At 67.5% G+C, this 19,902-nt stretch carries 20 protein-coding genes; 17 read left to right on the top strand and 3 right to left on the bottom strand.

The window, feature by feature from the left end; genetic code table 11:
• The first annotated feature begins 44 nt into the window (after positions 1-44).
• The 13 genes from ACFVWG_RS34130 (at position 45) to ACFVWG_RS34070 (ending at position 13,253) form a co-directional block, all read left to right on the top strand.
• On the top strand, positions 45-896 hold the full coding sequence (locus tag ACFVWG_RS34130) for a TIGR03619 family F420-dependent LLM class oxidoreductase (protein WP_391547595.1): 852 nt from the start codon (positions 45-47) through the stop codon (positions 894-896).
• Positions 897-982: 86 nt separating this feature from the next.
• A complete protein-coding gene (locus ACFVWG_RS34125; RefSeq protein WP_391547594.1) occupies positions 983-1,705 on the top strand; it encodes an SDR family NAD(P)-dependent oxidoreductase in 723 nt (240 codons plus the stop codon).
• Positions 1,706-1,720: 15 nt separating this feature from the next.
• The gene (locus ACFVWG_RS34120) at positions 1,721-3,022 is read left to right on the top strand and encodes an MFS transporter (protein WP_391547593.1); all 1,302 of its coding nucleotides are present in this window, start codon (positions 1,721-1,723) and stop codon (positions 3,020-3,022) included.
• Positions 3,023-3,039: 17 nt separating this feature from the next.
• Entirely contained in the window at positions 3,040-4,794 is a 1,755-nt protein-coding gene (locus ACFVWG_RS34115; protein WP_391547592.1) for a helix-turn-helix domain-containing protein, read from the top strand.
• A 235-nt stretch (positions 4,795-5,029) separates the two neighbouring features.
• Positions 5,030-5,407, top strand: coding sequence for a type II secretion system protein (locus ACFVWG_RS34110; protein WP_391547591.1), 378 nt, complete (start codon positions 5,030-5,032; stop codon positions 5,405-5,407).
• Positions 5,408-5,487: 80 nt separating this feature from the next.
• Positions 5,488-6,576, top strand: coding sequence for a type IV pilus twitching motility protein PilT (locus ACFVWG_RS34105; protein WP_391547590.1), 1,089 nt, complete (start codon positions 5,488-5,490; stop codon positions 6,574-6,576).
• On the top strand, positions 6,573-7,775 hold the full coding sequence (locus ACFVWG_RS34100) for a GspE/PulE family protein (RefSeq protein WP_391547589.1): 1,203 nt from the start codon (positions 6,573-6,575) through the stop codon (positions 7,773-7,775). Before ACFVWG_RS34105 ends, ACFVWG_RS34100 begins: the two co-directional genes overlap by 4 nt.
• Complete coding sequence (locus tag ACFVWG_RS34095) at positions 7,772-8,977, top strand: type II secretion system F family protein (protein ID WP_391547588.1); 1,206 nt, start codon at positions 7,772-7,774, stop codon at positions 8,975-8,977. The genes ACFVWG_RS34100 and ACFVWG_RS34095 overlap by 4 nt, the downstream gene beginning before the upstream one ends.
• Positions 8,977-9,411, top strand: coding sequence for a type II secretion system protein (locus ACFVWG_RS34090; protein ID WP_391547587.1), 435 nt, complete (start codon positions 8,977-8,979; stop codon positions 9,409-9,411). Before ACFVWG_RS34095 ends, ACFVWG_RS34090 begins: the two co-directional genes overlap by 1 nt.
• Complete coding sequence (locus tag ACFVWG_RS34085) at positions 9,402-10,025, top strand: type II secretion system protein J (protein WP_391547586.1); 624 nt, start codon at positions 9,402-9,404, stop codon at positions 10,023-10,025. The genes ACFVWG_RS34090 and ACFVWG_RS34085 overlap by 10 nt, the downstream gene beginning before the upstream one ends.
• Positions 10,022-11,890 carry a hypothetical protein gene (locus ACFVWG_RS34080; protein ID WP_391547585.1) on the top strand — a complete coding sequence of 623 codons (1,869 nt, stop codon included), beginning with the start codon at positions 10,022-10,024 and terminating at the stop codon, positions 11,888-11,890. Before ACFVWG_RS34085 ends, ACFVWG_RS34080 begins: the two co-directional genes overlap by 4 nt.
• 83 nt (positions 11,891-11,973) lie before the next feature.
• On the top strand, positions 11,974-12,615 hold the full coding sequence (locus tag ACFVWG_RS34075) for a LuxR C-terminal-related transcriptional regulator (RefSeq protein ID WP_391547584.1): 642 nt from the start codon (positions 11,974-11,976) through the stop codon (positions 12,613-12,615).
• Positions 12,616-12,632: 17 nt separating this feature from the next.
• Complete coding sequence (locus ACFVWG_RS34070) at positions 12,633-13,253, top strand: hypothetical protein (RefSeq protein ID WP_391547583.1); 621 nt, start codon at positions 12,633-12,635, stop codon at positions 13,251-13,253.
• Positions 13,254-13,758: 505 nt separating this feature from the next.
• On the opposite strand, the gene ACFVWG_RS34065 is transcribed toward ACFVWG_RS34070, so the two are convergent.
• Positions 13,759-15,219, bottom strand: a complete 1,461-nt coding sequence (locus tag ACFVWG_RS34065) for a DHA2 family efflux MFS transporter permease subunit (RefSeq protein WP_391547582.1) — start codon at positions 15,217-15,219, stop codon at positions 13,759-13,761.
• Positions 15,220-15,271: 52 nt separating this feature from the next.
• Here ACFVWG_RS34065 and ACFVWG_RS34060 point away from each other — a divergent pair, with 52 nt between their 5' ends.
• Complete coding sequence (locus ACFVWG_RS34060) at positions 15,272-15,994, top strand: TetR/AcrR family transcriptional regulator (protein ID WP_391547581.1); 723 nt, start codon at positions 15,272-15,274, stop codon at positions 15,992-15,994.
• Here the strand turns inward: ACFVWG_RS34060 and ACFVWG_RS34055 are convergent.
• Both ACFVWG_RS34055 and ACFVWG_RS34050 read right to left on the bottom strand, forming a co-directional pair.
• Positions 15,978-16,508, bottom strand: coding sequence for an NUDIX hydrolase (locus ACFVWG_RS34055; RefSeq protein ID WP_391547580.1), 531 nt, complete (start codon positions 16,506-16,508; stop codon positions 15,978-15,980). The two genes, ACFVWG_RS34060 and ACFVWG_RS34055, sit on opposite strands and share 17 nt — an antisense overlap.
• Positions 16,509-16,556: 48 nt before the next feature.
• Positions 16,557-17,867: a zinc-dependent metalloprotease gene (locus ACFVWG_RS34050; protein WP_391547579.1), complete on the bottom strand. Its 1,311-nt coding sequence runs from the start codon at positions 17,865-17,867 to the stop codon at positions 16,557-16,559.
• 124 nt (positions 17,868-17,991) lie between these two features.
• Between ACFVWG_RS34050 and ACFVWG_RS34045 the strand changes: the two genes are divergently transcribed.
• Genes ACFVWG_RS34045 through ACFVWG_RS34035 form a run of 3 tightly spaced genes read left to right on the top strand, consistent with a single transcriptional unit; the run spans position 17,992 to position 19,835 of the window.
• On the top strand, positions 17,992-18,417 hold the full coding sequence (locus tag ACFVWG_RS34045; protein WP_391547578.1) for a molybdenum cofactor biosynthesis protein MoaE: 426 nt from the start codon (positions 17,992-17,994) through the stop codon (positions 18,415-18,417).
• 30 nt (positions 18,418-18,447) lie between these two features.
• Positions 18,448-18,801 carry a hypothetical protein gene (locus ACFVWG_RS34040; RefSeq protein ID WP_391547577.1) on the top strand — a complete coding sequence of 118 codons (354 nt, stop codon included), beginning with the start codon at positions 18,448-18,450 and terminating at the stop codon, positions 18,799-18,801.
• Complete coding sequence (locus ACFVWG_RS34035; RefSeq protein ID WP_391547576.1) at positions 18,798-19,835, top strand: PDZ domain-containing protein; 1,038 nt, start codon at positions 18,798-18,800, stop codon at positions 19,833-19,835. The genes ACFVWG_RS34040 and ACFVWG_RS34035 overlap by 4 nt, the downstream gene beginning before the upstream one ends.
• Positions 19,836-19,902: the final 67 nt, after the last annotated feature.

Raw genomic sequence — 19,902 nt, 5'->3', positions numbered from 1 at the left:
TCGGGGTTGCGTTGACCCCAGGGGCAAGGTTCTAGGGTGGCGCCATGAAGTTCGCGATCAGCTACAGCTTGCCGTTCTTCGGGGCGGACCCGGACCGCCTGGTGGGATTCGCGAGGCTTGCCGAGGACACGGGCTTCGAGGCGATCTATGTGCCGGAACACGTGGCGCTGTCGCCCGGCGCACAGCTCGGCGGGATGACGCTCCCGTCGACCCTGCCGTACCCCGACCCGTTGGACTGCCTCACCTTCGTGGCCGCGGCCACCGAGCGGATCCTGCTCGGAACCGGGGTGCTGCTCCTGCCGTATCACCACCCGGTCGGACTGGCGAAGCGGTTGGCGACGATCGACCACCTCTCGAAGGGCCGGATGCGCCTGCTGACGATCGGCGTCGGCAGCCTGCCGGCGGAAGCCCAGGCCGTGGGGGTCGACTTCGGCACCCGAGGACGCCGTACCGACGAGGCGATGGACGTCCTTCGCCTGCTGTGGGAGGGCGGTGCGGACGGCGTCAGCTTCGATGGTGAGTTCTACCGCTTCCAGAGCGTCTGCAGTTATCCGAAGCCGCTCGACGTTGTGCACCTGCCGATCCATGTCGGTGGATCGAGTCAGGCGGCGGCTCGTCGGGCCGGGCGACGTGGGGACGGGTACTTCCCGGGTGGAGCGCTCGGCGACGAAGAGCGGCGAGTCCAGTTCGGGCTCGCCCGGGAGAGCGCCGTACAGGCCGGTCGCGATCCCGACGCTCTGGAGTACACCCGCTGGGCGTCCATCGACGTGTCCGCCGAGAGGGTCGAGGCGTACGCGGCGCAGGGCGTGACCCGCCTGGTCGTGAGCAGTTCGGCGACCGACCCGTCGCAGCAGCGCGACGAGCTGGTCGCTTTCGCTGCTCGCGTGGGCCTGTAGGTGGCGTCAGCCCCCACGATCTGCCGTCGGGGTGTGTGCTCCGATCCCATAGTGCTGAGGGTCGTGGATTCCTACAGTCATCGGCCATGGAGACCCGTCGCGCCCTTGTTACCGGAGCCGCTTCCGGTATCGGTGCTGCCTGTGTCGAACGGCTCGTCGCGGACGGCCTCCATGTCGTAGCCGTCGACCGGGTCCCCGTCCGCGGGTCCTCGCGGGTGCAGCCGGTCGTGGCGGACCTGTCTGACCTGGACGGGCTTGCTGGGTTGCCCACCGACGTGGACATCCTGGTGAACAACGCTGGGGTCCAGCACGTCGCTCCGGTCGAGGAGTTTCCACCGGAGCGCTTCAGCTACCTGCTGCGGCTGATGCTGGAGGCACCGTTCCGGCTGATCCGCCAGACGCTTCCACACATGTACGGCGTGGGCTGGGGACGCGTGGTCAACATCAGCTCGGTCCACGGACTGCGGGCCAGCCCGTTCAAGGCGGCGTACGTCGCAGCCAAGCACGGTCTCGAAGGACTCAGCAAAGTCGTCGCACTGGAAGGTGCGGCGCACGGTGTGACCAGCAACTGCGTCAACCCGGCCTACGTCCGGACGCCGCTCGTCACAGCTCAGCTGGCGGACCAAGCCAAGGCACACGGTCTCACCGAGCCCGAGGTGCTGAACAACGTCATGCTCGAACCAGTCGCGGTGAAACGACTGATCGAGCCGGCTGAGGTGGCGGAGCTGGTCGCACTGCTGTGCGGTCCGGCCTCTGCCTCCATCACGGGGAGCTCATTCGTACTCGACGGCGGCTGGACCGCCCACTAGCTCTAGGAGGGCCCCATGACAGCAACACAACCGGTCCGCACGCGTGGCTCCATCGTTCGCATCGTCGGTGCCAGCCTCGTCGGTACGACGGTCGAGTGGTACGACTTCTTCCTGTACGGCGTCGCAGCGTCGGTCGTCTTCGGCGATCTGTTCTTCCCGAAGGGTGAACAGCTCACGGGGACGCTGCTGAGCTTCGCCACCTTTGCGGTCGGGTTCTTCGCCCGTCCGATCGGCGGTGTGGTGTTCGGGCACTTCGGCGACCGGCTGGGCCGCAAGAACCTGCTGGTGCTGTCCCTGCTGATGATGGGGGTCGCCACCTTCGCCATCGGCCTGCTGCCGACGTACGCGCAGGTCGGTGCGCTCGCTCCGATCCTGCTGACCGTGCTGCGGCTCATCCAGGGCTTCGCGCTCGGCGGTGAGTGGGGAGGCGCCGTACTGATCGTGTCGGAGCATGGTGATCCGGCACGGCGTGGTTTCTGGGCGTCCTGGCCGCAGGCTGGTGCTCCGGCGGGTCAGCTGATCGCCAACGGCGTACTGGCTGGGCTGGCGGCTTTTCAGTCGGAGTCCGCGTTCAACGCGTGGGGCTGGCGGATTCCGTTCCTGCTGTCCGCAGTGCTCGTCCTGGTGGGGCTGTGGGTGCGGCTGAAGATCGAGGAGTCGCCGGTGTTCGAGGCGGCGCGTGCTCGGCAGGAGCCGGCGGACCGGATGCCGCTGGTCGAGGTGCTGACGCGCTACCCGCGTGAGGTGCTGACTGCGATGGGTGCGCGGATGGCGGAGAACGTCAGCTACTACATCTTCACGATCGTCATCGCGACCTATGCCAAGGAACACCTCGGCCTGGGGAAGTCCTTTGCGCTGAACGCCGTTCTGATCGCCGCAGCCATCCACTTCTGCGCCATCCCACTCTGGGGTGCGCTGTCGGACCGCATCGGTCGCAAGCCGGTCTACCTGATCGGTGCGATCGGAGTGGGGGTCTGGGGCTTCGTCTTCATCGCACTGGTCGACACAAAGAACTTCGGGCTCGCCACACTCGCAGTGACTGTCGGACTGGTGCTGCACGGTGCCATGTACGGACCGCAGGCGTCGTTCTTCACCGAGCTGTTCGGAACGCGCGTGCGCTACTCAGGTGTGTCCGTCGGCTACCAGTTGGCCTCGATCATCGCCGGTGGCCTCGCACCGTTCATCGCAGTCGCGCTACTGAAGGCGTATGACTCCGGCTACGCGATCTCCGTGTACGTCGCCGTCTGCGCGGTGATCTCGATTCTCGCAGTCACCCTGTACTCCGAAACCAGCAAGCGAGACCTGACAACGCTGTAGGTGGCATCATCGCGAGGATGAGGGACCTTCTGCGGCTACTGGCCGAGGACGCGTCCGGTAGCGAGTTGGCCCGGGTGGCAGGTGAGGATGCGGTCGCCCGGGACCTCGCTCTGCGCATCCGGGCCGGTATCGACGCCAGCAAGAAGCGTGAGGCCGAGCTGACCGCACTGGTCGAGGTAGCTCGCGAACTGGCCTCAGCCAGCGACCCGAGCGGCGTACTGGACACCATCGTGCATCGGGCGCGCACGCTGGTCGGCGCGGACGTCTCCTACCTGACTCTGTACGACGAGGCGCGTGGCGACACCTACATGCGGGCAACCGACGGATCGCTGTCCGCTGCCTTCCAGCAGTTGCGAGTGCCAACGGGAGCTGGTCTGGGCGGACTGGTCGCATCCACCCGTCGGCCGTACTGGACTACCGACTATCCGTCCGATCAGCGCTTCAAGCACACCGGTCCGATCGACCACGCTGTTGGCGACGAGGGCCTGATCGCCATCTGCGGTACACCCCTGCTCGTGGACGACGCCTTTGTCGGCGTGCTGTTCGCCTCGAACCGGACTGCTCGTCCGTTCAGCCGGGAAGAGGTGTTGCTGCTCGGCTCGCTCGCTGCGCTGGCGGCCGTCACAATCGTGCAGGTGCGCGCGGCGGCCGAGACTGCGGTGGCTCTCGACCAGCTGTCTGAGGCTCATGCGGGTGTTGAGCACGCTGCGGCGGCGCATGATCGATTCGCCGACCTCGTGCTGTCGGGTGGCGATGTAGATGCGGTTGCTGCCGCACTGGCCGAGTTGCTCGGCGTCTGGGTCGTCCTGGTCGATGCTGTCGGCAACGAACTCGCAGTGGCCGGCTGCGCCTCCGGTACGACGGTGCCGTGGCAGGAGTCGTCGTCCGGCCGACTGACCCGAGCTGACGAGTGTTGGGTCGTAGCCGCCACGGCCAAGGGTGAACGGCTTGGTGCGTTGGTCATTGGCGGTGTCGACGACCTGTCCGGTGCAGACCAGCGCATCGTCGAACGCGCGGCTGTGGTCACCGCACTCGTCCTCCTGTTCCGCCGCCAGGCCGCAGAGCAGTCGCAGCGTGCACAGGCCGACCTCCTGACTGATGCGCTCAGCGGAAACGGTGATGTGCGTGCTCTGACCGAGCGGCTCCGCCTACTGGCGCCAGTCCACGACCACTTCGTGGTGGCGGTCTGCCGCGGCGACCACAGCGCCGTACGGGCTCGGTTGTCTGCGCCGCTTGCAGACAAGCTGGTGCTGTCCGGCCCGTACGGCGGGGACCTGGTGCTCCTCCTCGCGCGGACCGACGCAGTGACGGCAGCCCGCGACCTGTCTGAGGTCGCAAAGGGTGTGACCATTGCAGTCGTGGGTCCCACGGCTTGGAGCGATGTGGTGGCCGCACACCGGCAGGCGACACGGTTGGCGACGACCATGGTGCGGCTCGGTCGGTGCAACGAGGCGGCGACGCCCGATGACTTGGGTGTCGCCGGTCTGGTCGGTGCGCCGGAGGTCGACGTACAGGCTCATGTTCAGCACGTCCTCGGTGCAGTGATCGAGTACGACGCACAGCGGGGGACCGACCTGGTCGGAACACTGCACGCGTACTTCGCAGCTGGGCAGAGTCCGACCAGAGCTGCTGCTGAGTTGCACATCCATCCCAACACCGTGCAGCAGCGACTGGACCGAGTCACTGCGCTACTCGGCACCGAATGGCAGTCGCCGGAGCGCAGTCTGAACCTGCAAGTCGCACTCCGGCTCCACCAGACGATCAAGGGATGACTGTCGGCCGTTTGGCTGACAGGTGTCGGCCGGGTGGTCGGTAGCGTCGGGCGTTCACCCGCTGTGACGCAGGTCCCTGAGCGATCAGGCTGTGACCGGCAGCGGGTGCTCATCCGGGGGGATGTGAGCCGGGCTCAGCTGGATTTACAGGGGTCGAGCTGAGTCGGGTCCGCGCGCTGTCGCGCCTGATAGACCCCGTCTCCGTCGCCTGCGGAGCATCCGTGAAGGAAGCACCATGAACCACCGCCTTCGGGCAGTCGTCGCACGCATTCACCGCCCAACCCGGACCAAGAGCGAATCCGGGTTCACCCTGATCGAACTGCTCGTCGTGATCGTGATCCTGGGAGTCCTGTCCGGGATCGTCGTCTTCGCCGTCTCCGGCATCCAGGACCGCGGTAACGCCGCCGCGTGCAAGACCGACAAGAAGAGCGTCGAGGTGGCCGTCGAGGCGTACTTCGCGAAGAACGGCGCCTATCCGCCGGCCGGCGATCCCGGCTGGCTCGAGCTCACCTCCGGCGTCAACCAGTTGCTGCGCAGCAAACCGGCCGGAACCGGTTACACGATCGGTCTGGGCGTCAACGGCAGCGTCACGGCTACCGGCGCCTGCACCTGAGTCCCCTCCCAGGGGGCGGACCGGCTCTGAGGGGGCCGGTCCACTCCGGGCAGTCCTGCCGTTCATGCCGAAGGGACCTCATGCGCATCCCCGTGCCCGGTAGCCGGGTCGATCTGTTGCTGGAAGAGCTTTGGAACGCCGGTGGTACCGATCTGCTCCTCACTGTCGGCATGGCGCCGCAGCTACGCGTTCACGGCGTGCTGCGGCCGGTGGCCGACCGAACACCGCTGACCCGGCGCGACACCGACGCCATGCTGGCGGAGATCCTCAATCCACACCGCTCGAACGTCTGGCAGACGACGTACGAGCACGACTTCTCGTTCTCCTGGCGGGACAACGCCCGGATCCGCGCGAACGCGTTCACCCAGCGCGGTGACACCGCTGTCGCACTGCGGGTGATTCCGCGCAGCATCCCGACCATGTCGGAGCTAGGGCTGCCGCCTGTCCTCGGCACCTTCGTCCGCGCGTTCCAGGGGCTGGTGCTGGTCACCGGGCCGACCGGCTCGGGCAAGTCGACCACGCTGGCCTCGATCATCCATCAGATCAACACCGAGCGGGCCTGCCACATCATCACCATCGAAGACCCGATCGAGTACGTCCACGAGCACCGGAAGTCCGCTGTGAACCAGCGGGAGGTCGGTAGCGACACAGCCTCGTTCCCAGACGCACTACGCGCTGCCCTGCGGGAGGACCCCGATGTACTGCTGGTGGGTGAGATGCGGGACCTGGAGTCGATCAGATTCGCTCTCACCATCGCCGAGACCGGCCATCTGGTCTTCGCGACCCTGCACACCAACGACACCGCGCAGTCACTCGCGCGAATCATCGACGTCTTCCCGCCGGAGCAGCAGTCCCAGGTGCGGGTGCAACTGGCCGCAGCACTGAGCGGAGTGGTTCACCAGCGGCTGATACCGCGGACCGGTGGCGGACTGGTCGCGGCGTTCGAAGTCATGGTCGCCAACGCCGGTATCCGCAACCTGATCAAGGAAGGCAAGACGCACCAGCTGCGCAACGCCCTCGTCACCGGCCGGCGCGAGGGGATGATCACCTTGGAGCAGTCCCTGTCTGCTCTGGTGCAGAGCGGTGACATCTCGGTCGAGGACGCGTACGCGCGCAGTTCGTACCCGAAAGAGATCGAGCTCCGCCCACGTGCCAAGGCGGTCTCATGAAGCACAGCGGACAGGACCACACCGAGGACGTGCCCGTGGTGGAGGTCGTCCAGCGGATCATCAAGGAGGGTCTGCGGGAGCGGGCGTCCGACATCCACATCGAGCCCCACGACGACGTCGTCCGCGTGCGGCTGCGGGTTGATGGCGCATTACGCGATCTGGTCGAGCTGCCTGGCGCGATCGGGCCGGCTGTGGTCAGCCGGATCAAGGTGCTGGCCGATCTGGACATCATCGAGCGCCGGCGGGCTCAGGACGGCCAGATCCGGATGAAGGTGGCCGAACGCGACGTCGACATCAGAGTCTCCACCGCAGCCGTGGTCGGCGGCGAGAAGGTGGTGCTGCGGCTGCTCGACAAGAGCCGTGCACTGCTCCAACTCGAAGAGCTCGGGATGTCACCGGAGCTGGCCGAGCGGTACTCGGCGCTACTGCGCACGCCGTACGGGATGGTGATCTGCGCGGGACCGACCGGGAGTGGCAAGACCACCACGCTGTACGGCTCGCTCGGGGAGATCGACAGTCCGGAGCGGAACGTGATGACGATCGAGGACCCGGTCGAGTACAGCTACGCCTCGATCAACCAGATCCAGATCAACGAGGCCGGCGGGATCACCTTCGCGACCGGTCTGCGCGCGATCCTGCGCCAGGACCCCGACGTGATCCTGGTGGGCGAGATCCGCGACTCCGAGACCGCGCGCATCGCCGTACAGGCTGCTTTGACCGGGCACCTGGTGCTGTCGTCGGTGCACGCCACTGACACTGCCACCGCGCTGCATCGCCTGCTGGACATGGGGATCGAGAACTTCCTCGTGGCCTCGTCGGTGAGTGCAGTGATTGCGCAGCGGCTGATCCGCAAGGTCTGCGAGAGCTGTCGCTCGTACTACGAACCACCAGCTGCTGAGGTGGCGTTTCTACAGAGCGCGGGAGCCGAAGTGCCGGCTCGTGGGCTGGTCCGCGGTACCGGCTGCACCTTCTGCGTGCAGACCGGCTACCACGAGCGGACTGGGGTGTACGAGCTGCTGGCGGTGACCGATCCGATCCGAGAGCTCGTGGTGGATCGCGCACCACTCGCGGAGGTGCGCAAGGTCGCCAGCTACGAGGGCATGCGCTCGCTGCAGGAGGAGGGCGCCCGGCTGGCGCAGGCAGGGATCACCACTGTCGCCGAGGTGCTCCGGTCGATCTACACAGTAGGGATGCGATGACCAGGTACGCATACGTCGCAGTTGAGGCTGACGGGAGCACCAAACGCGGTACGACGCGTGCCGAGAGCCGTGAGGACGCGGAGCTGGCCCTGTACGAGCGGGAGCTCCGCAACGTCCGGCTGACCGAGAAGCCAAGCCTGCTGAAGCTGGAGATCACCGCCCGGCGAGTGAAACGGGAAGAGGTGATGCACCTGACCCGGCAGCTCGGCGCCTTCGTCGCTGCGGGACTACCGCTCACTGAGTCGGTGCACAGCCTGGCCCGCGAAGCAGAGAACTCCACCGTGCGCCGGATGATGCTGGAGGTCGAGGACGGCCTGCGGGATGGCGAACGGCTGTCGGACTGCTTCGACCGGCACCCGCGGATCTTTCCCGAGTTCTATCGCGGCATCCTCCGGTCCGCCGAGCTGAGCGGCCGGCTGGACACCGTGCTCGCTCAGCTCGCGCGATACCTGGAACGGGACCTCGAAGCGCGTCGCCGGATCAAGCAGGCCACCATCTACCCAGCGGTCGTCGCAGCGATGTCCGTGGTCACTCTGATTGTCCTGGCCGGCTTTGTGCTGCCACGGTTCCGGGTGTTCTTCGACAGCCTCGGTGCGACCTTGCCGCTGCCCACCCGCATCCTGCTCGGCATCACCAACTTCCTGAGCAGCTGGTGGTGGGCGCTGATGATCGGCGCCGGCATCCTGATCCTTGCGCTCGTCTACGCAACCAGTACGACGGCCGGCCGCTACCTGCGCGATCGGATCGTGCTGGCGCTGCCGGTGATCGGGCCGACGGTCCAGTACGCGTTGGTGGAGCGGTTCTGCCGGATTCTGTCGTCCATGGTCGGCGCGGGTGTCCAGCTGCCGCAAGCGCTGCGGGTTGCGACCGGCTCACTGCCCAACCGGGTCTATCGGCGCTCGCTGGGGCGCGTGATGGAGTCGATGCTGCAGGGCGAGGGTCTGGCTCGGCCGCTGGCCGCCACCGGACTCTTCCCGACCACAGCCGCGCAGATGCTCCGCGTGGGCGAGGACACCGGCACCCTCGACGCCCAGCTCGAGGTCACCGCGCAGTACTACGAGGGTGAGCTCGACTACAAGCTGAAGAAGCTGATCGGCCTGTTCGAGCCGGCGGTCATCCTGGTGATGGGTGGTGTGGTCGGCTTCGTGGCGATCGCACTGGTATCGGCGATGTACGGGATCTTCCGGCAGGTGCAGGGCTGATGCGTGAGCGGGGTGAGAGCCTCCTGGAGCTGGTCGTCGCCATCGCACTGATGGGGGTGGCCATTGTGGCCGTGATGGCCGGACTGACCACCACGGTGCTCATGTCGGATACCCAGCGCAAAGAGGCGACTGCGGTGGCGACGGTGCGCAACTACGCCGAGGCGCTGCAGAACTACGTTGCCAACGGCCACTACATGGCGTGCGCCACCACGTACGCCGTACCGGGGTTTGCTGTGCCGGAGGGGTTCACAGCGAAGGTGGTCAGCGGGTCGGTGCAGTACTGGACCGGTGCGTTGTGGCTGCCGCTGTGTCTGCCGGACCGTGGGCTGCAGCGAGTGCGGGTGGCTGTTGCGAGTACGGACGGACGTGCGGCACAGACGCTGGACGTCGTACTGCGGAAGCCTTGCCGGGTTGAGGATCCGCCGTGCGCGTGAGACGGACCGAGCGGGGCTTCACTCTGGTCGAGCTGGTGATCACCATGACGCTGATGGGGGTCGTGACGCTGGCTCTCGCCGATCTGGTGACCACAGCGTTGCGGCAGATCAGTGCGACGTCGGACCGGATGGACATGGCCCAGGATGAGCAGTTGGGAGCGACGTACTTCGCCCGTGACGTTGCAGCGATGGGGCTGCGCGACTACGGCACCGTGGGGGCGGACGGCGCGCAGCCGTTCAAACAGTCGGTGCAGCTTGATGCTGGAGCGTCCGCGGGTGGAGTCACCTGCGGTCCGCTGCCTGATGCGGCGATCCGCCTGCTGTCAGATCACTGGGACACGTCGGTCACGCCGGCAGTTCGACGTACTGCGGTGGTTGCGTACTACCTTCAGGAGGGCGAACTGCATCGGGCGAGTTGTCTCGCCCCCAGTACGGCGCCCGCGTCTGATGTTCGAGTAGCAGCGAACATCAAACCGGGCAGCCTCACGGTGAGCTGCTCGACCGCGTGTACGTCGACCGACGTGCCGCTCGGTGTCACGCTGCGCTTCGTGCTGACGAAGCCGGCTGCTGGTGACTACCCGGTCGTGCTGAGTGGGCTGCGGAGGCAGTCGTGAGGTCGCGTGACGAGCGTGGGTCCTCGTTGCTGCTGGTCCTCGTGGTGATCACGGTGATCGCTACCGCGCTGTCTGCACTGCTGTCTCGGGCAGACACCGCCGAGCGGGTGTCGAAGAGTCTCCGTGATCAGACCGTCGCGTCGTACGCCTCGGACGGCGCTATGGAGGCTGCGATCAACAACCTGCGCAACAGCTCCTACAACGGCGAGTCAGGGCAGAAGTGCTTCGGGCTGTCCGACACGTTGTCGCTGGTGCTGTTCAACGGACTGGACTCTGCTGCGGTGACGTGTCGGCCGGACCCGAAACAGGTCGTCGTCAACTGCTGCAACCGCCCGACGAACGCGGTACTCGCCTTGGGGCGCATCCCCGGAGAGAGCGGCTTGGTGGTTGACCAGCCAGCGGACTCGACGCTGCAGATCCACGGCACCGTCGTGGCGAACTCTCCGGTCTCCGTGCTGGCCGGTCAGCTCGAGACGAGTGGCTTGCTGTCCACGTCCGGTAGCGACCCGGAGTACCCGGCCATCTCGTCGGTGCCTGGTCATCGCGCACTGCCGAGCTGCACGACGCCCAATGCGGTCGTCACTTTCCTTCCCGGCTACTACGACGATGCTGCCGGGCTGACTGCACTCATGAAGAGTGACAGTCCTTGCCGGGGCAGCACCTGGTGGTTCAAGCCCGGGACCTATTACTTCGACTTCCACAACTCCGAGAACCCACTCCTGGCGACCGGCTCACATGCGTGGACGATCGACAGCGGCACTCTCGTCGGCGGCACGCGGACCGGGACGTTCCCCGACGCCTGTGCGAGTCCACTGGACGGTGCGGCTGACGGTGTCCGGTTCGTGTTCGGCGGCGACAGTCGGCTGGTCGTCAAGGGCGGTAGGGCTGAGCTGTGTGGGACCTACTCCGCGACCGAGCCACCGATCGCCGTACAGGGTCTGACTAGCGGTGCGGAGAGTGTCACCGCTCTGGACGGTCGGCCGACGTCGGTGTCGCTGCTGAGCAAGTTCGGCCTCACCGCGACTCCTGCACGGTTGTCTGCTGTAGACGGGGTCGCTGCTAGCTGGAAGAGCACGGCGGTCAATGACAGTGCGCCGCTTACGCTCAGTGGCTACAAGCCGGGCAGTGCGATCCCGTCCGGATCAGTGCTGGAGTCGGCGGCGCTGAAGATCACCCATCGGCACAGCGACCCCGGTACGGCGGACCGGCTGGATCTGTCGGTCGATGTGGGAGCCGGTACGCCGGTCGCTGCGTCGGTCGCCGGCGGACCGGGCGGAACGGCGTACCGGACTGAGACCGTGCCGCTCGACTCGGATGCCTTGGCGCAGGCCGTGTACGACGGGTCCTTCGACGGTCTGAGCATCGCACTGACTGCACGGCTCGCTGCGAAGGACGACACCGAAGACATCGACGCCGTACGGCTGGAACTCCGCTACACCGCACCGGCACTGCGCGCTGCGGACGGGTGCGTGACTGCGGGGCCGTATCCCAGTAATACAAGCGCTTGTGCGCTGGTCTCTGGACCAGTCTTCGTCCAAGGAACGGTGGATGCGCCTTTGGGCGTACTCGATCTGACAGTCGCACCCGGTACGCCGCCTGTCGTGTCTGGCGGGGTTGTAGTGCGAGCACTGCGGATCACGGCGACGGGAAAGCTGTCCGGCGTGGTGATCAGTCGACCGGACGACTCGCCCGGGTTCACGTTCGGGGTACAGCTGACGGCGTACATCTGTCCGGGCGCACTGCTCTGCCCCGCCAGCGGCAGGCCGTCGCTGCAGGCGCGGATCGGTTTGGTCGACGCAGACCCTGCGCATCCCGACGCAGGCCGGCGTGCGGTGACCGTCCTCGGCTGGTGGCGCGCCGGCTGATGGTGTCGTGTCGAGTAACACCGCGGGCTCCGGCCTCTATCGCGAAGGCATCACGCTGCGTAGTTTGGTCCGCGGGGGGATCCATGAACGAGTTGGTCAAGGTCGTCGTCATCGACGGTCACACACTGGTCCGCTACGGCCTGATCGGCCTGGTGGGCACCGAACCCGACCTGGACGTCGTCGGTGACAGCGGCCGACGGGCAGAGGTGTTCGGGATGGTCCTGTCCGAGCGCCCGAACGTCGTCGTCCTCGACGTCTCGCCACCCGACCTGGCGGGGCTGCGCCTCGCCCGCGACCTCCGCCACCGCTATCCCGAGCTCGGCATCGTCCTGCTCGCTCCGGAAGGTCAGGACGACGTCCTGTTCTCCGCATTGGAGTCCGGCGTCTCCGCGTTCGTGGCGAAGAGCGCTCCGACCGACGAGATCGTCGCTGCGATCAGGCACGCTGCTGTCGCGCCTACCTCGTTCACCGCGACCGGGCTGGGCCTTGCGATGGCCCGTCGGGACCACTCGACCACGCAGGCTCTACTGAGCCCGCGCGAGGCACAGGTCCTCGACCTGCTCGGGCAGGGCCTCTCGGTGCGCGACATCGCGGTCGCTCTCTCGGTCAGCATCTCCACGGCGAAGACCTACGTGGCACGCCTCTACGAGAAGCTCGAAGTCTCCAACCGGGCCCAGGCCATCATGACTGCGCTGCAGCGCGGACTCCTGGCTCCCAAAGTCTGACGCTACGCTCTACCACCATGGCCACCTCCGCAGATCGACGCGTGGTGGTCATGGTGGTCCCGGCGGCTCCCAGTTGGGCCCCGCCCGGCCGCACGCCCACCGCCTGGCACCATGCGCTGGCCGAAGACACCTACGAACTCCTCGCCGACTTGGCCCAGGTGGACGTAGCTGTGGCAGTAGTAGGTGCGGACGACTCGTCGCTGGCTACGATCCGCGACCTCACCTGGCCCGGTACGCCGGTCTATGCCGTCTCAGGTGCCAGCCCCGTTCTGAGTGCGATCGAGCTGGCCGGGCCGGCCGCCGCGGTCGTGGCAGTGAGCTACGACGTACCGGATCTTCCGGGGCTGCTGATCGGCAAGCTGTTCCGCGCCCTCGGCTCGGCCGACATCGCCGTCACCCCGGCGACCGACGGTTCCCTGGCCGCGATCGGTGTGAATCTCCCGATCGCCTCGTGGGTCCAGGACGCTGCGCCGACCTTCGACACCACGCTCGCCGAACTCGAGGCCGTGAAGCCTCGTCGGCACGCGGTCGCGGTCGGCCCCGGATGGCACCGTCTGCGATCGTCCGCTGACCTAGCGCAACTGGATCCCGGCCTCGAGGGCTGGGATGCGACAAGATCTCTACTTCGTCGTCAGTGACCCGTCACCTTCGCCGTGGTGGCTCGTTCACCATGCAGCGGGGGCTTCTGGGGGAGGCCGCACCAGCCGTCGGTGCCGTTCAGGGGCGGAGATCGGCAAACGGTGCAGACCCGTCGCGACAGGCTCGCTTGGGGGAGTGGGCCGCGTCCGGGGCCACCCCTGAGTCGGCCGCGGATGCACCGAAGCACGGGGAACCAGCGGGGGGATCCACGGGGGATCGCAGTGCACGGGGAAGCGCAGTACCAGCGGGGTAAGGCAGTACGCACGGGGATCGCAGTACTACGGGGAATGCACGGGGATCGCAATACCAGCGGGGGAAACGCAGTACCGCAGTGGGGGGTGCAGTGAAGCGGGGGGATGCACGGGGAAAGCGGGGGGAGCACGGGGATTGTGGGGCAGTAGTGAGGCACCACAGACGTAACGCCGGGGTGAACACATCAGGTAGGTGTTCACCCCGGCGCCGCTCGTAAATCCCTTGCAGGTAAGGACTTTCGCCGTCCACGGCTCAGTGGCCGGCTTGTTGGGACTTCTTCGGCAGCAGCCAGACGAGCACGAGCGCCATCAGGTAGAGCGCGGCGCAGATGGCCATCACCAGCTGGGCGGCGGCGAAGTAGGAGTGCGTCGACGGCTGGCCGACTCGGCTGAAGAACACGGTGCCGAGAGCGGCGACACCGATGGCACCGGCGAACTGCTGGGCGGCGTTGAGCACACCGGCACCGGAACCAACCTCAGCCGGCGTGGCATCGCCGAGGATGAAGTCGAACAGCGGGATGAACAGCAGACCTGCACCGACGCCGGTCAGGAACAGAGCCGGGGTCAGCTTCCAGATCGTGATCGAGTCACCGAAGTGCGCGGTGGTCCACCAGAGGCCGAGCAGGCCGACGATGGCGATGGCGAGTCCGAGCTGCAGGTTGGCGCGGCCGAGTTTCTCGGCGAGCACTGCGCCGGAGACCAGTGTGGCGATCGCCGTACCGGCGGCCCAGGGAATCAGGGCGAAGCCGGTCTGCAGCGGTGTCCAGTTCATGCCGGACTGCAGTAGCAGGTTGACGATCAGCACGAAGGCGCTGAGTGAAGCGTAGAAACCGCCGGTGATCAGCAGGCCGACGACGAAGCTGCGCTTGCCGAACAGCGAGGGCGTGATGACCGGGTGGCGGCTGCGACGCTCGGAGCCGACGAACAGTGCGAAGGCGACGACGGCACCGGCGAGCATCGCGTAGGTCCAAGCGGGCCAGCCGAGGTCGCGACCTTGGATGAGCGGCACGATCAGCAGCGCTGATGCGACGGTGAGTAGACCGACGCCTACGAGGTCGAGGCGGGTGTTGCGGTCCTCGCCGCTGTGGCGCGGCAGGACGCGCCAGCCGATTGCGAGCGACAGCAGGCCGAACGGGATGTTGATCAGGAAGATCGAGCGCCACTGGCTGCCGAACAGGTCGAGGTGCAGCAGCCAGCCGGCGAGGATCGGACCGGCGACGGTGGCCAGGCCCATGATCGGGCCCATCGGCATCAGCGCCTTGCGCAGGTGCTGGGGCGGGAAGACGATCTTGATCAGGGCGATGCCCTGGGGAATCATCACCGATCCGAACAGGCCCTGGAACACGCGGGCGACGATCAGGAACGCCGGGCTGGGCGCGAGGCCGCAGGCCAGTGACGCGAGCGTGAAGCCGATCATGCCGAGCAGGAACAGCCGGCGGCGGCCGATTAGGTCACCGAGCCGGCCGGAGGTGATCAGGCCGAGCGCGAAGGCGGCGGTGTAGGCCGACAGGACCCACTGCAGGGTCATCGGGCCACCGCCGAGGTCGGCGCGGATCGACGGACCGGCGAGGTTGGCGACGCTGGTGTCGATGAGGTCCATGAGTTCGGCGATGACCACGACCACGAGGACGAGCCACGCCTGGCGAAGGGGGAGCGGCGCGACGGCCTGGAGATCAGCTGTGGCGCGCTCTGACGAACTTTGTTCGGTAGTCACGAACAATGTTCTACTCTTCGAACTAAGTTCGTGTCAAGCTATAGTCATGACCATGCCTGCCGACCCCAGACAACGCCGCGCTGCCCGTCACGCGCAGCCGCTCGCGGATTCCGCGCCCGCCAGGCCGCGGAAGGAGCCCATCACCGCGGAGCGGATCACCGACGCCGCGCTGCAGGTCATCGCCACCGAGGGGTACGACGCGCTGACGATCCGCCGGGTCTCCGCCGTCCTCGGGACCGGCCCGTCCTCCCTCTATGCGCACATCGTGAACAAGGACGACCTCGACGACCTGCTCATCGCCCGCCTGTACGCCGGGATCGTGCTGCCCGAGCCTGATCCGGAGACCTGGCGGCAGCAGCTCCTCGAGGTGTACGCGCAGCTCCGCGACGAGTACTTGAAGTACCCCGGCTTGTCGCGTGCCGCGATGGCGGTGGTCTCGACCCATCTCGAGACGCTGCGGGTCGGTGAAGGGATCTTGTCGATCCTGCTCGCCGGCGGACTCGACGCCCAGACGGCTGCCTGGGCGCGCGATGCGCTCACCCTCTACGTCAACGCGTACGCGTTGGAGCGCGCGGTCGTGCTGCAGCGGCAGCAGCAGGAGGGCGACGACTGGGTGCTCAGTCGTGAGGAGGTCATCAGCAGGTTCAGCGCTCTGCCAGCCGATCGCTACCCCAACACCCAGCGCTACGCGACCGAGCTGACCTCAGGCACCGGCCACGACCGCTTCGACTTCACCATCAACCTGCTCACCGAAAACCTCAGCGGACGCCACTAGCGACCAGTTGCAGCACCGAGTCGTCCAGACCCGCCGGTAGTTCGTCCACCCCGAACCACGCGAGATCGTAGGATTCCTCGCTCACCACGTACGCCGTACCAGCGGCTGCCGTGACCCGGAACTGAACGTCCAGGTGGTAGGTCCCGGCGCATCCGCCCGCCAGGATCTGGTGCCGCGAGAGCCGTACCGGCATCGGGTCGATCGTGAGCCCGGTCAACCCGGATTCTTCCGTTGCCTCACGCAGTGCGGCCCCGGCGAGGGTCTGGTCGCCGTGCTCGCAGTGCCCACCTAGCTGGAGCCAGAGCCCGATCGTCCGGTGCAGCGTCAACAGGACCCGCTCACCGGCTCCGTCCACCACCAACGCGCTAGCGGTCAGGTGCTCAGGCCGGCACTCCCGCCACATCCCGTCCGGATGTTCGGCGAGATGGCGTAGGTAATGCGCCCGCAGGTCTTGCTGTTCACCTGCAGGCGCATCCCACCGAGTCAGAACCTCAACCGCATCGTCATGAAGCACCCGCCCAGCATCCCAACTCTGATGCCGGGTCCCCGCAGGCGGGGCCGCCTACTTGTTGTCGGGGTTCTCGGTCGCCGGGCCGTCGTCCTTGGGTCCGTCGTCCGTCGGGTTGTCGAGGAAGTCGGTGATGTCGATGTCGGACAGTTCGCCGGCGTGCTGGGCGAAACCGATCGGATCGTCGAGGTCGGAGGTGCTGGGCAGCAGGTCCGGGTGCGACCACAGGTTGTCGCGACCGTCGACGCCGCGAGCGTCCCGGACGGCGGCCCAGAGGTTCGCGGCGTCACGAAGCCGGCGGGGACGCAGTTGCAGACCGACCAGCGTGGCGAACGTCTGCTCGGCCGGACCACCGGCCGCACGACGACGCCGTACCGTCTCGGCGAGCTGGATGGCGGCCGGCATCCGATCCTTGGTTGCCTGGCGGACGACGTCGTCGACCCAGCCTTCGACGAGCGCGAGCGCCGTCTCCAGCCGGGCGAGCGCCGCCTTCTGCTGCTCGGAGTCCTCGGGCTCGAACAGCCCACCGGCCAGCGCCTCCTGCATGGCCTCCGGGTTCTGCGGGTCGATGTCGGCCATCGCACGCTCGATCTTGCCCCGGTCGACCTCGATACCGGCCGCGTAGTCGGCGACCGCGGCGAACAGGTGCTGCCGCAACCACGGCACACCCGCGAACAGCCGCTGGTGCGCAACCTCACGCAGCGCGAGATACAGCCGGACGTCCTCGTCCGCCAGCTCCAGGCCCTCGGCGAACTTCACGATGTTGTCGGGCAGCAGAACGGCCTGCCCCGTCGGCCCCAGCGGCAGCCCGATGTCCGATGAGCTCACCACCTCGCCGGCGAGCTCACCGAGCGCCTGACCGACCTGAGCACCGAAGATCGAACCGCCGAGCTGACGCAGCATCCCCTGCATCGGGCCTGCGAGCTGCTGGGCCTCGGCGGGCAGCGCGCCACCCATCGCACCGGCGACATGCTCGGCGACCGGGTCGACGACTGTCTGCCACACGGACAGCGTGTTCTCGACCCACTCGGCGCGGCTCCAGGCCGCGGACGTGGTGGAGACCTCGGGGAGCGTGGTGGCTTCGTCCAGCCAGTGCTCGGCCAGCCGGACCGCATCGGCGACCCGGTCGGAGTCGGTCGCGGTGATCGACCGGTCCCCGGCGGCCGACACTGTCTTGCGCGCGATGTCCTTGGCCAGGTCCCAGTTCACCGGCCTGCCGTCGGTCGAGCCGCTCAGCAGCTGCTGGACCTGCGCGAAGATCGCGTTCAGGTCCGGCGTGCCACCCGCGCCGGCCGCACCGGAGAACTGCTGGAACATGGCCTCGAACGGAGTTCCCTTGAACGGGTTGTCCGGTTCGTCGCTCATCGGAGTGGCCTTCCTGTGCGGGTACGGCGTACAACTCCAACGTACTGGTTCCACCGGCCGGTTCCGCCTCCGGCGAACGGGGGTGTGGTGAACCAGGGTGGTATGTCAGGGGAGAATGGGGGACATGAGCGACCCGATCAGGCTTCTGGACATCCGCGCGGAGGCGCTGTCCAGCGACGAGGTGCTGGCCGCTGTGTCCGACCCCACAGCAGGCGGTACTGCTCTGTTCATCGGGACCGTACGCAACCACGACCAGTCCAAGCCCGTCGACCGGCTGAGCTACGAGGCCCATCCGGACGCGTTGAAGCAGTTGCGGCTGGTGGCCGAGCGGATCTGTGCGGACCCGGCCGTGACAGCTCTGGCCGCCGTTCATCGGATCGGTGACCTGAGGATCGGGGACGCCGCCGTCGTCGTGGCGGTCGCCGCCGCGCACCGGGACGTCGCGTTCGCCGCCTGCCGGCAGCTGATCGACGAGCTCAAGGCCGAGGTCCCGATTTGGAAACACCAGCACTTCACCGACGGTGCCAGCGAGTGGGTCGGCGCACACTGACCCGTACGCTGGGCGCATGAAGGTGGCCGGATGAAGGTTTTGGCGTGGCTGGTGTTCCCGCTGGCCGCCACCGTCCTGGCCATGGGCTGGGCCGCGTGGCGCGGGCGCAGCCGTGGTCCGCGCCGGTCCGGCGGCGCCTTCGCCTCGGTCGAGGACTTCCGCCGCTTCAGCGACGCCCTGGCCGCGCCCGGCCCGCAGGCCACCCCGAACCGCCGCCCGCTGAAGGCCCGGCTAACCCGGGGCCGGCCGGTCGGCAACGCTTCGGACACGACGGGGACGGTTCGCCCGACCCGGACGTTGGGGTCGGCAGAGGGGCACGTCGGCAAGAAGCTCGGTTCGGCCGAGACGTTGGATTCCACCAAGACCGCAGGGCAGGGTTCGTGACACGTCGTACCGCAACGTTGGTCACCTCGATCGTCGTGCTCGTCATCTCGCTCGGACTGCTCACCGCGTTCCCGGTGCCGTTCGTGTCCTTCAGCCCGGGTCCGGTCAAGGACACGCTGGGGACGGCGAAGAACAAGCCCGTCATCGAGATCACCGGGTACGAGACGTTCCCGACCTCCGGCCAGCTCGACCTGACCACGGTCTCGGTCACCTCGCCGGACCGCGAGCTCACGCTGCCGCAGGCGATGCGCAACTGGCTCGACCCGCACCACGACCTGTTCCCGCGCGACATCATCTACCCGCCGGACCAGAGCGCCGACGAGGTCGAGGAGCAGAACACCGCGGAGATGACCGGCTCGCAGGACAGCGCGGTCGCGGCCGCGCTGCAGGCGGCGAAGGTGCCCTTCCACACGAAGGTCTCGACGGTCTCCAAGGGCTCCCCGGCCGACGGCAAGCTGAAGCCGGGTGACGTCGTCCTGCAGGTCGACGGCCAGCCGATGACCCAGATCCCGCAGGTCGGCGACGCGGTCCGCAAGCACAAGGTCGGCGAGACGGTCACCTTCCTGATCCGCCGGGACAAGAAGGAGCAGACGGTCCAGCTGAGGACCGCGGCCACCCCGGGTGAAGAGACCCGGCCGATGGTCGGCATCAGCATCGGCGTCGACTCCCAGGTCAAGGTGACGGTCAATCTCGGCCAGGACATCGGCGGCCCCAGCGCGGGAACGGCCTTCGCCCTGGCCATCTACGACAAGCTCACGCCCGGCGCGCTGCTGGACGGCAAGCACGTCGCCGGTACCGGCACGATCGACGCCCTCGGTCAGGTCGGCGCGATCGGCGGCATCCAGCAGAAGATCGCCGGTGCCAAGAACGACGGTGCCACGGTGTTCCTGGTACCGGCCCCGAACTGTGCGGCCGCACTGCATGCCGGCGTGAAGGGCATCCAGCTGGTGAAGATCAGCACCCTGGACGACGCGATCGCCGCCCTGAAGGCGGTCAGCAGCGGGAAGGGCAACGCCCCCGCATGCACGCCGTGAGTCATCGAGAAGAATCTGCCGGCCGAAGGAGAGATCGAGTGACCCGAGTCCGAAGTTCCTTGACGTA

Origin of the sequence: Kribbella sp. NPDC058245 (genome assembly GCF_042882005.1) — a bacterium.
Classification (GTDB): Bacteria; Actinomycetota; Actinomycetes; order Propionibacteriales; family Kribbellaceae; genus Kribbella.
The sequence above is the reverse complement of the archived record's forward strand: the minus strand, read 5'-3'. Positions and strand labels throughout refer to the sequence as shown.

Coding starts and splice junctions, on each gene's coding strand:
- ACFVWG_RS34130 (WP_391547595.1), top strand. CDS start 45: ATGAAGTTCGCGATCAGCTACAGCTTGCCGTTCTTCGGGGCGGACCCG.
- ACFVWG_RS34125 (WP_391547594.1), top strand. CDS start 983: ATGGAGACCCGTCGCGCCCTTGTTACCGGAGCCGCTTCCGGTATCGGT.
- ACFVWG_RS34120 (WP_391547593.1), top strand. CDS start 1,721: ATGACAGCAACACAACCGGTCCGCACGCGTGGCTCCATCGTTCGCATC.
- ACFVWG_RS34115 (WP_391547592.1), top strand. CDS start 3,040: ATGAGGGACCTTCTGCGGCTACTGGCCGAGGACGCGTCCGGTAGCGAG.
- ACFVWG_RS34110 (WP_391547591.1), top strand. CDS start 5,030: ATGAACCACCGCCTTCGGGCAGTCGTCGCACGCATTCACCGCCCAACC.
- ACFVWG_RS34105 (WP_391547590.1), top strand. CDS start 5,488: ATGCGCATCCCCGTGCCCGGTAGCCGGGTCGATCTGTTGCTGGAAGAG.
- ACFVWG_RS34100 (WP_391547589.1), top strand. CDS start 6,573: ATGAAGCACAGCGGACAGGACCACACCGAGGACGTGCCCGTGGTGGAG.
- ACFVWG_RS34095 (WP_391547588.1), top strand. CDS start 7,772: ATGACCAGGTACGCATACGTCGCAGTTGAGGCTGACGGGAGCACCAAA.
- ACFVWG_RS34090 (WP_391547587.1), top strand. CDS start 8,977: ATGCGTGAGCGGGGTGAGAGCCTCCTGGAGCTGGTCGTCGCCATCGCA.
- ACFVWG_RS34075 (WP_391547584.1), top strand. CDS start 11,974: ATGAACGAGTTGGTCAAGGTCGTCGTCATCGACGGTCACACACTGGTC.
- ACFVWG_RS34070 (WP_391547583.1), top strand. CDS start 12,633: ATGGCCACCTCCGCAGATCGACGCGTGGTGGTCATGGTGGTCCCGGCG.
- ACFVWG_RS34060 (WP_391547581.1), top strand. CDS start 15,272: ATGCCTGCCGACCCCAGACAACGCCGCGCTGCCCGTCACGCGCAGCCG.
- ACFVWG_RS34050 (WP_391547579.1), bottom strand. CDS start 17,867: ATGAGCGACGAACCGGACAACCCGTTCAAGGGAACTCCGTTCGAGGCC.
- ACFVWG_RS34045 (WP_391547578.1), top strand. CDS start 17,992: ATGAGCGACCCGATCAGGCTTCTGGACATCCGCGCGGAGGCGCTGTCC.
- ACFVWG_RS34040 (WP_391547577.1), top strand. CDS start 18,448: ATGAAGGTTTTGGCGTGGCTGGTGTTCCCGCTGGCCGCCACCGTCCTG.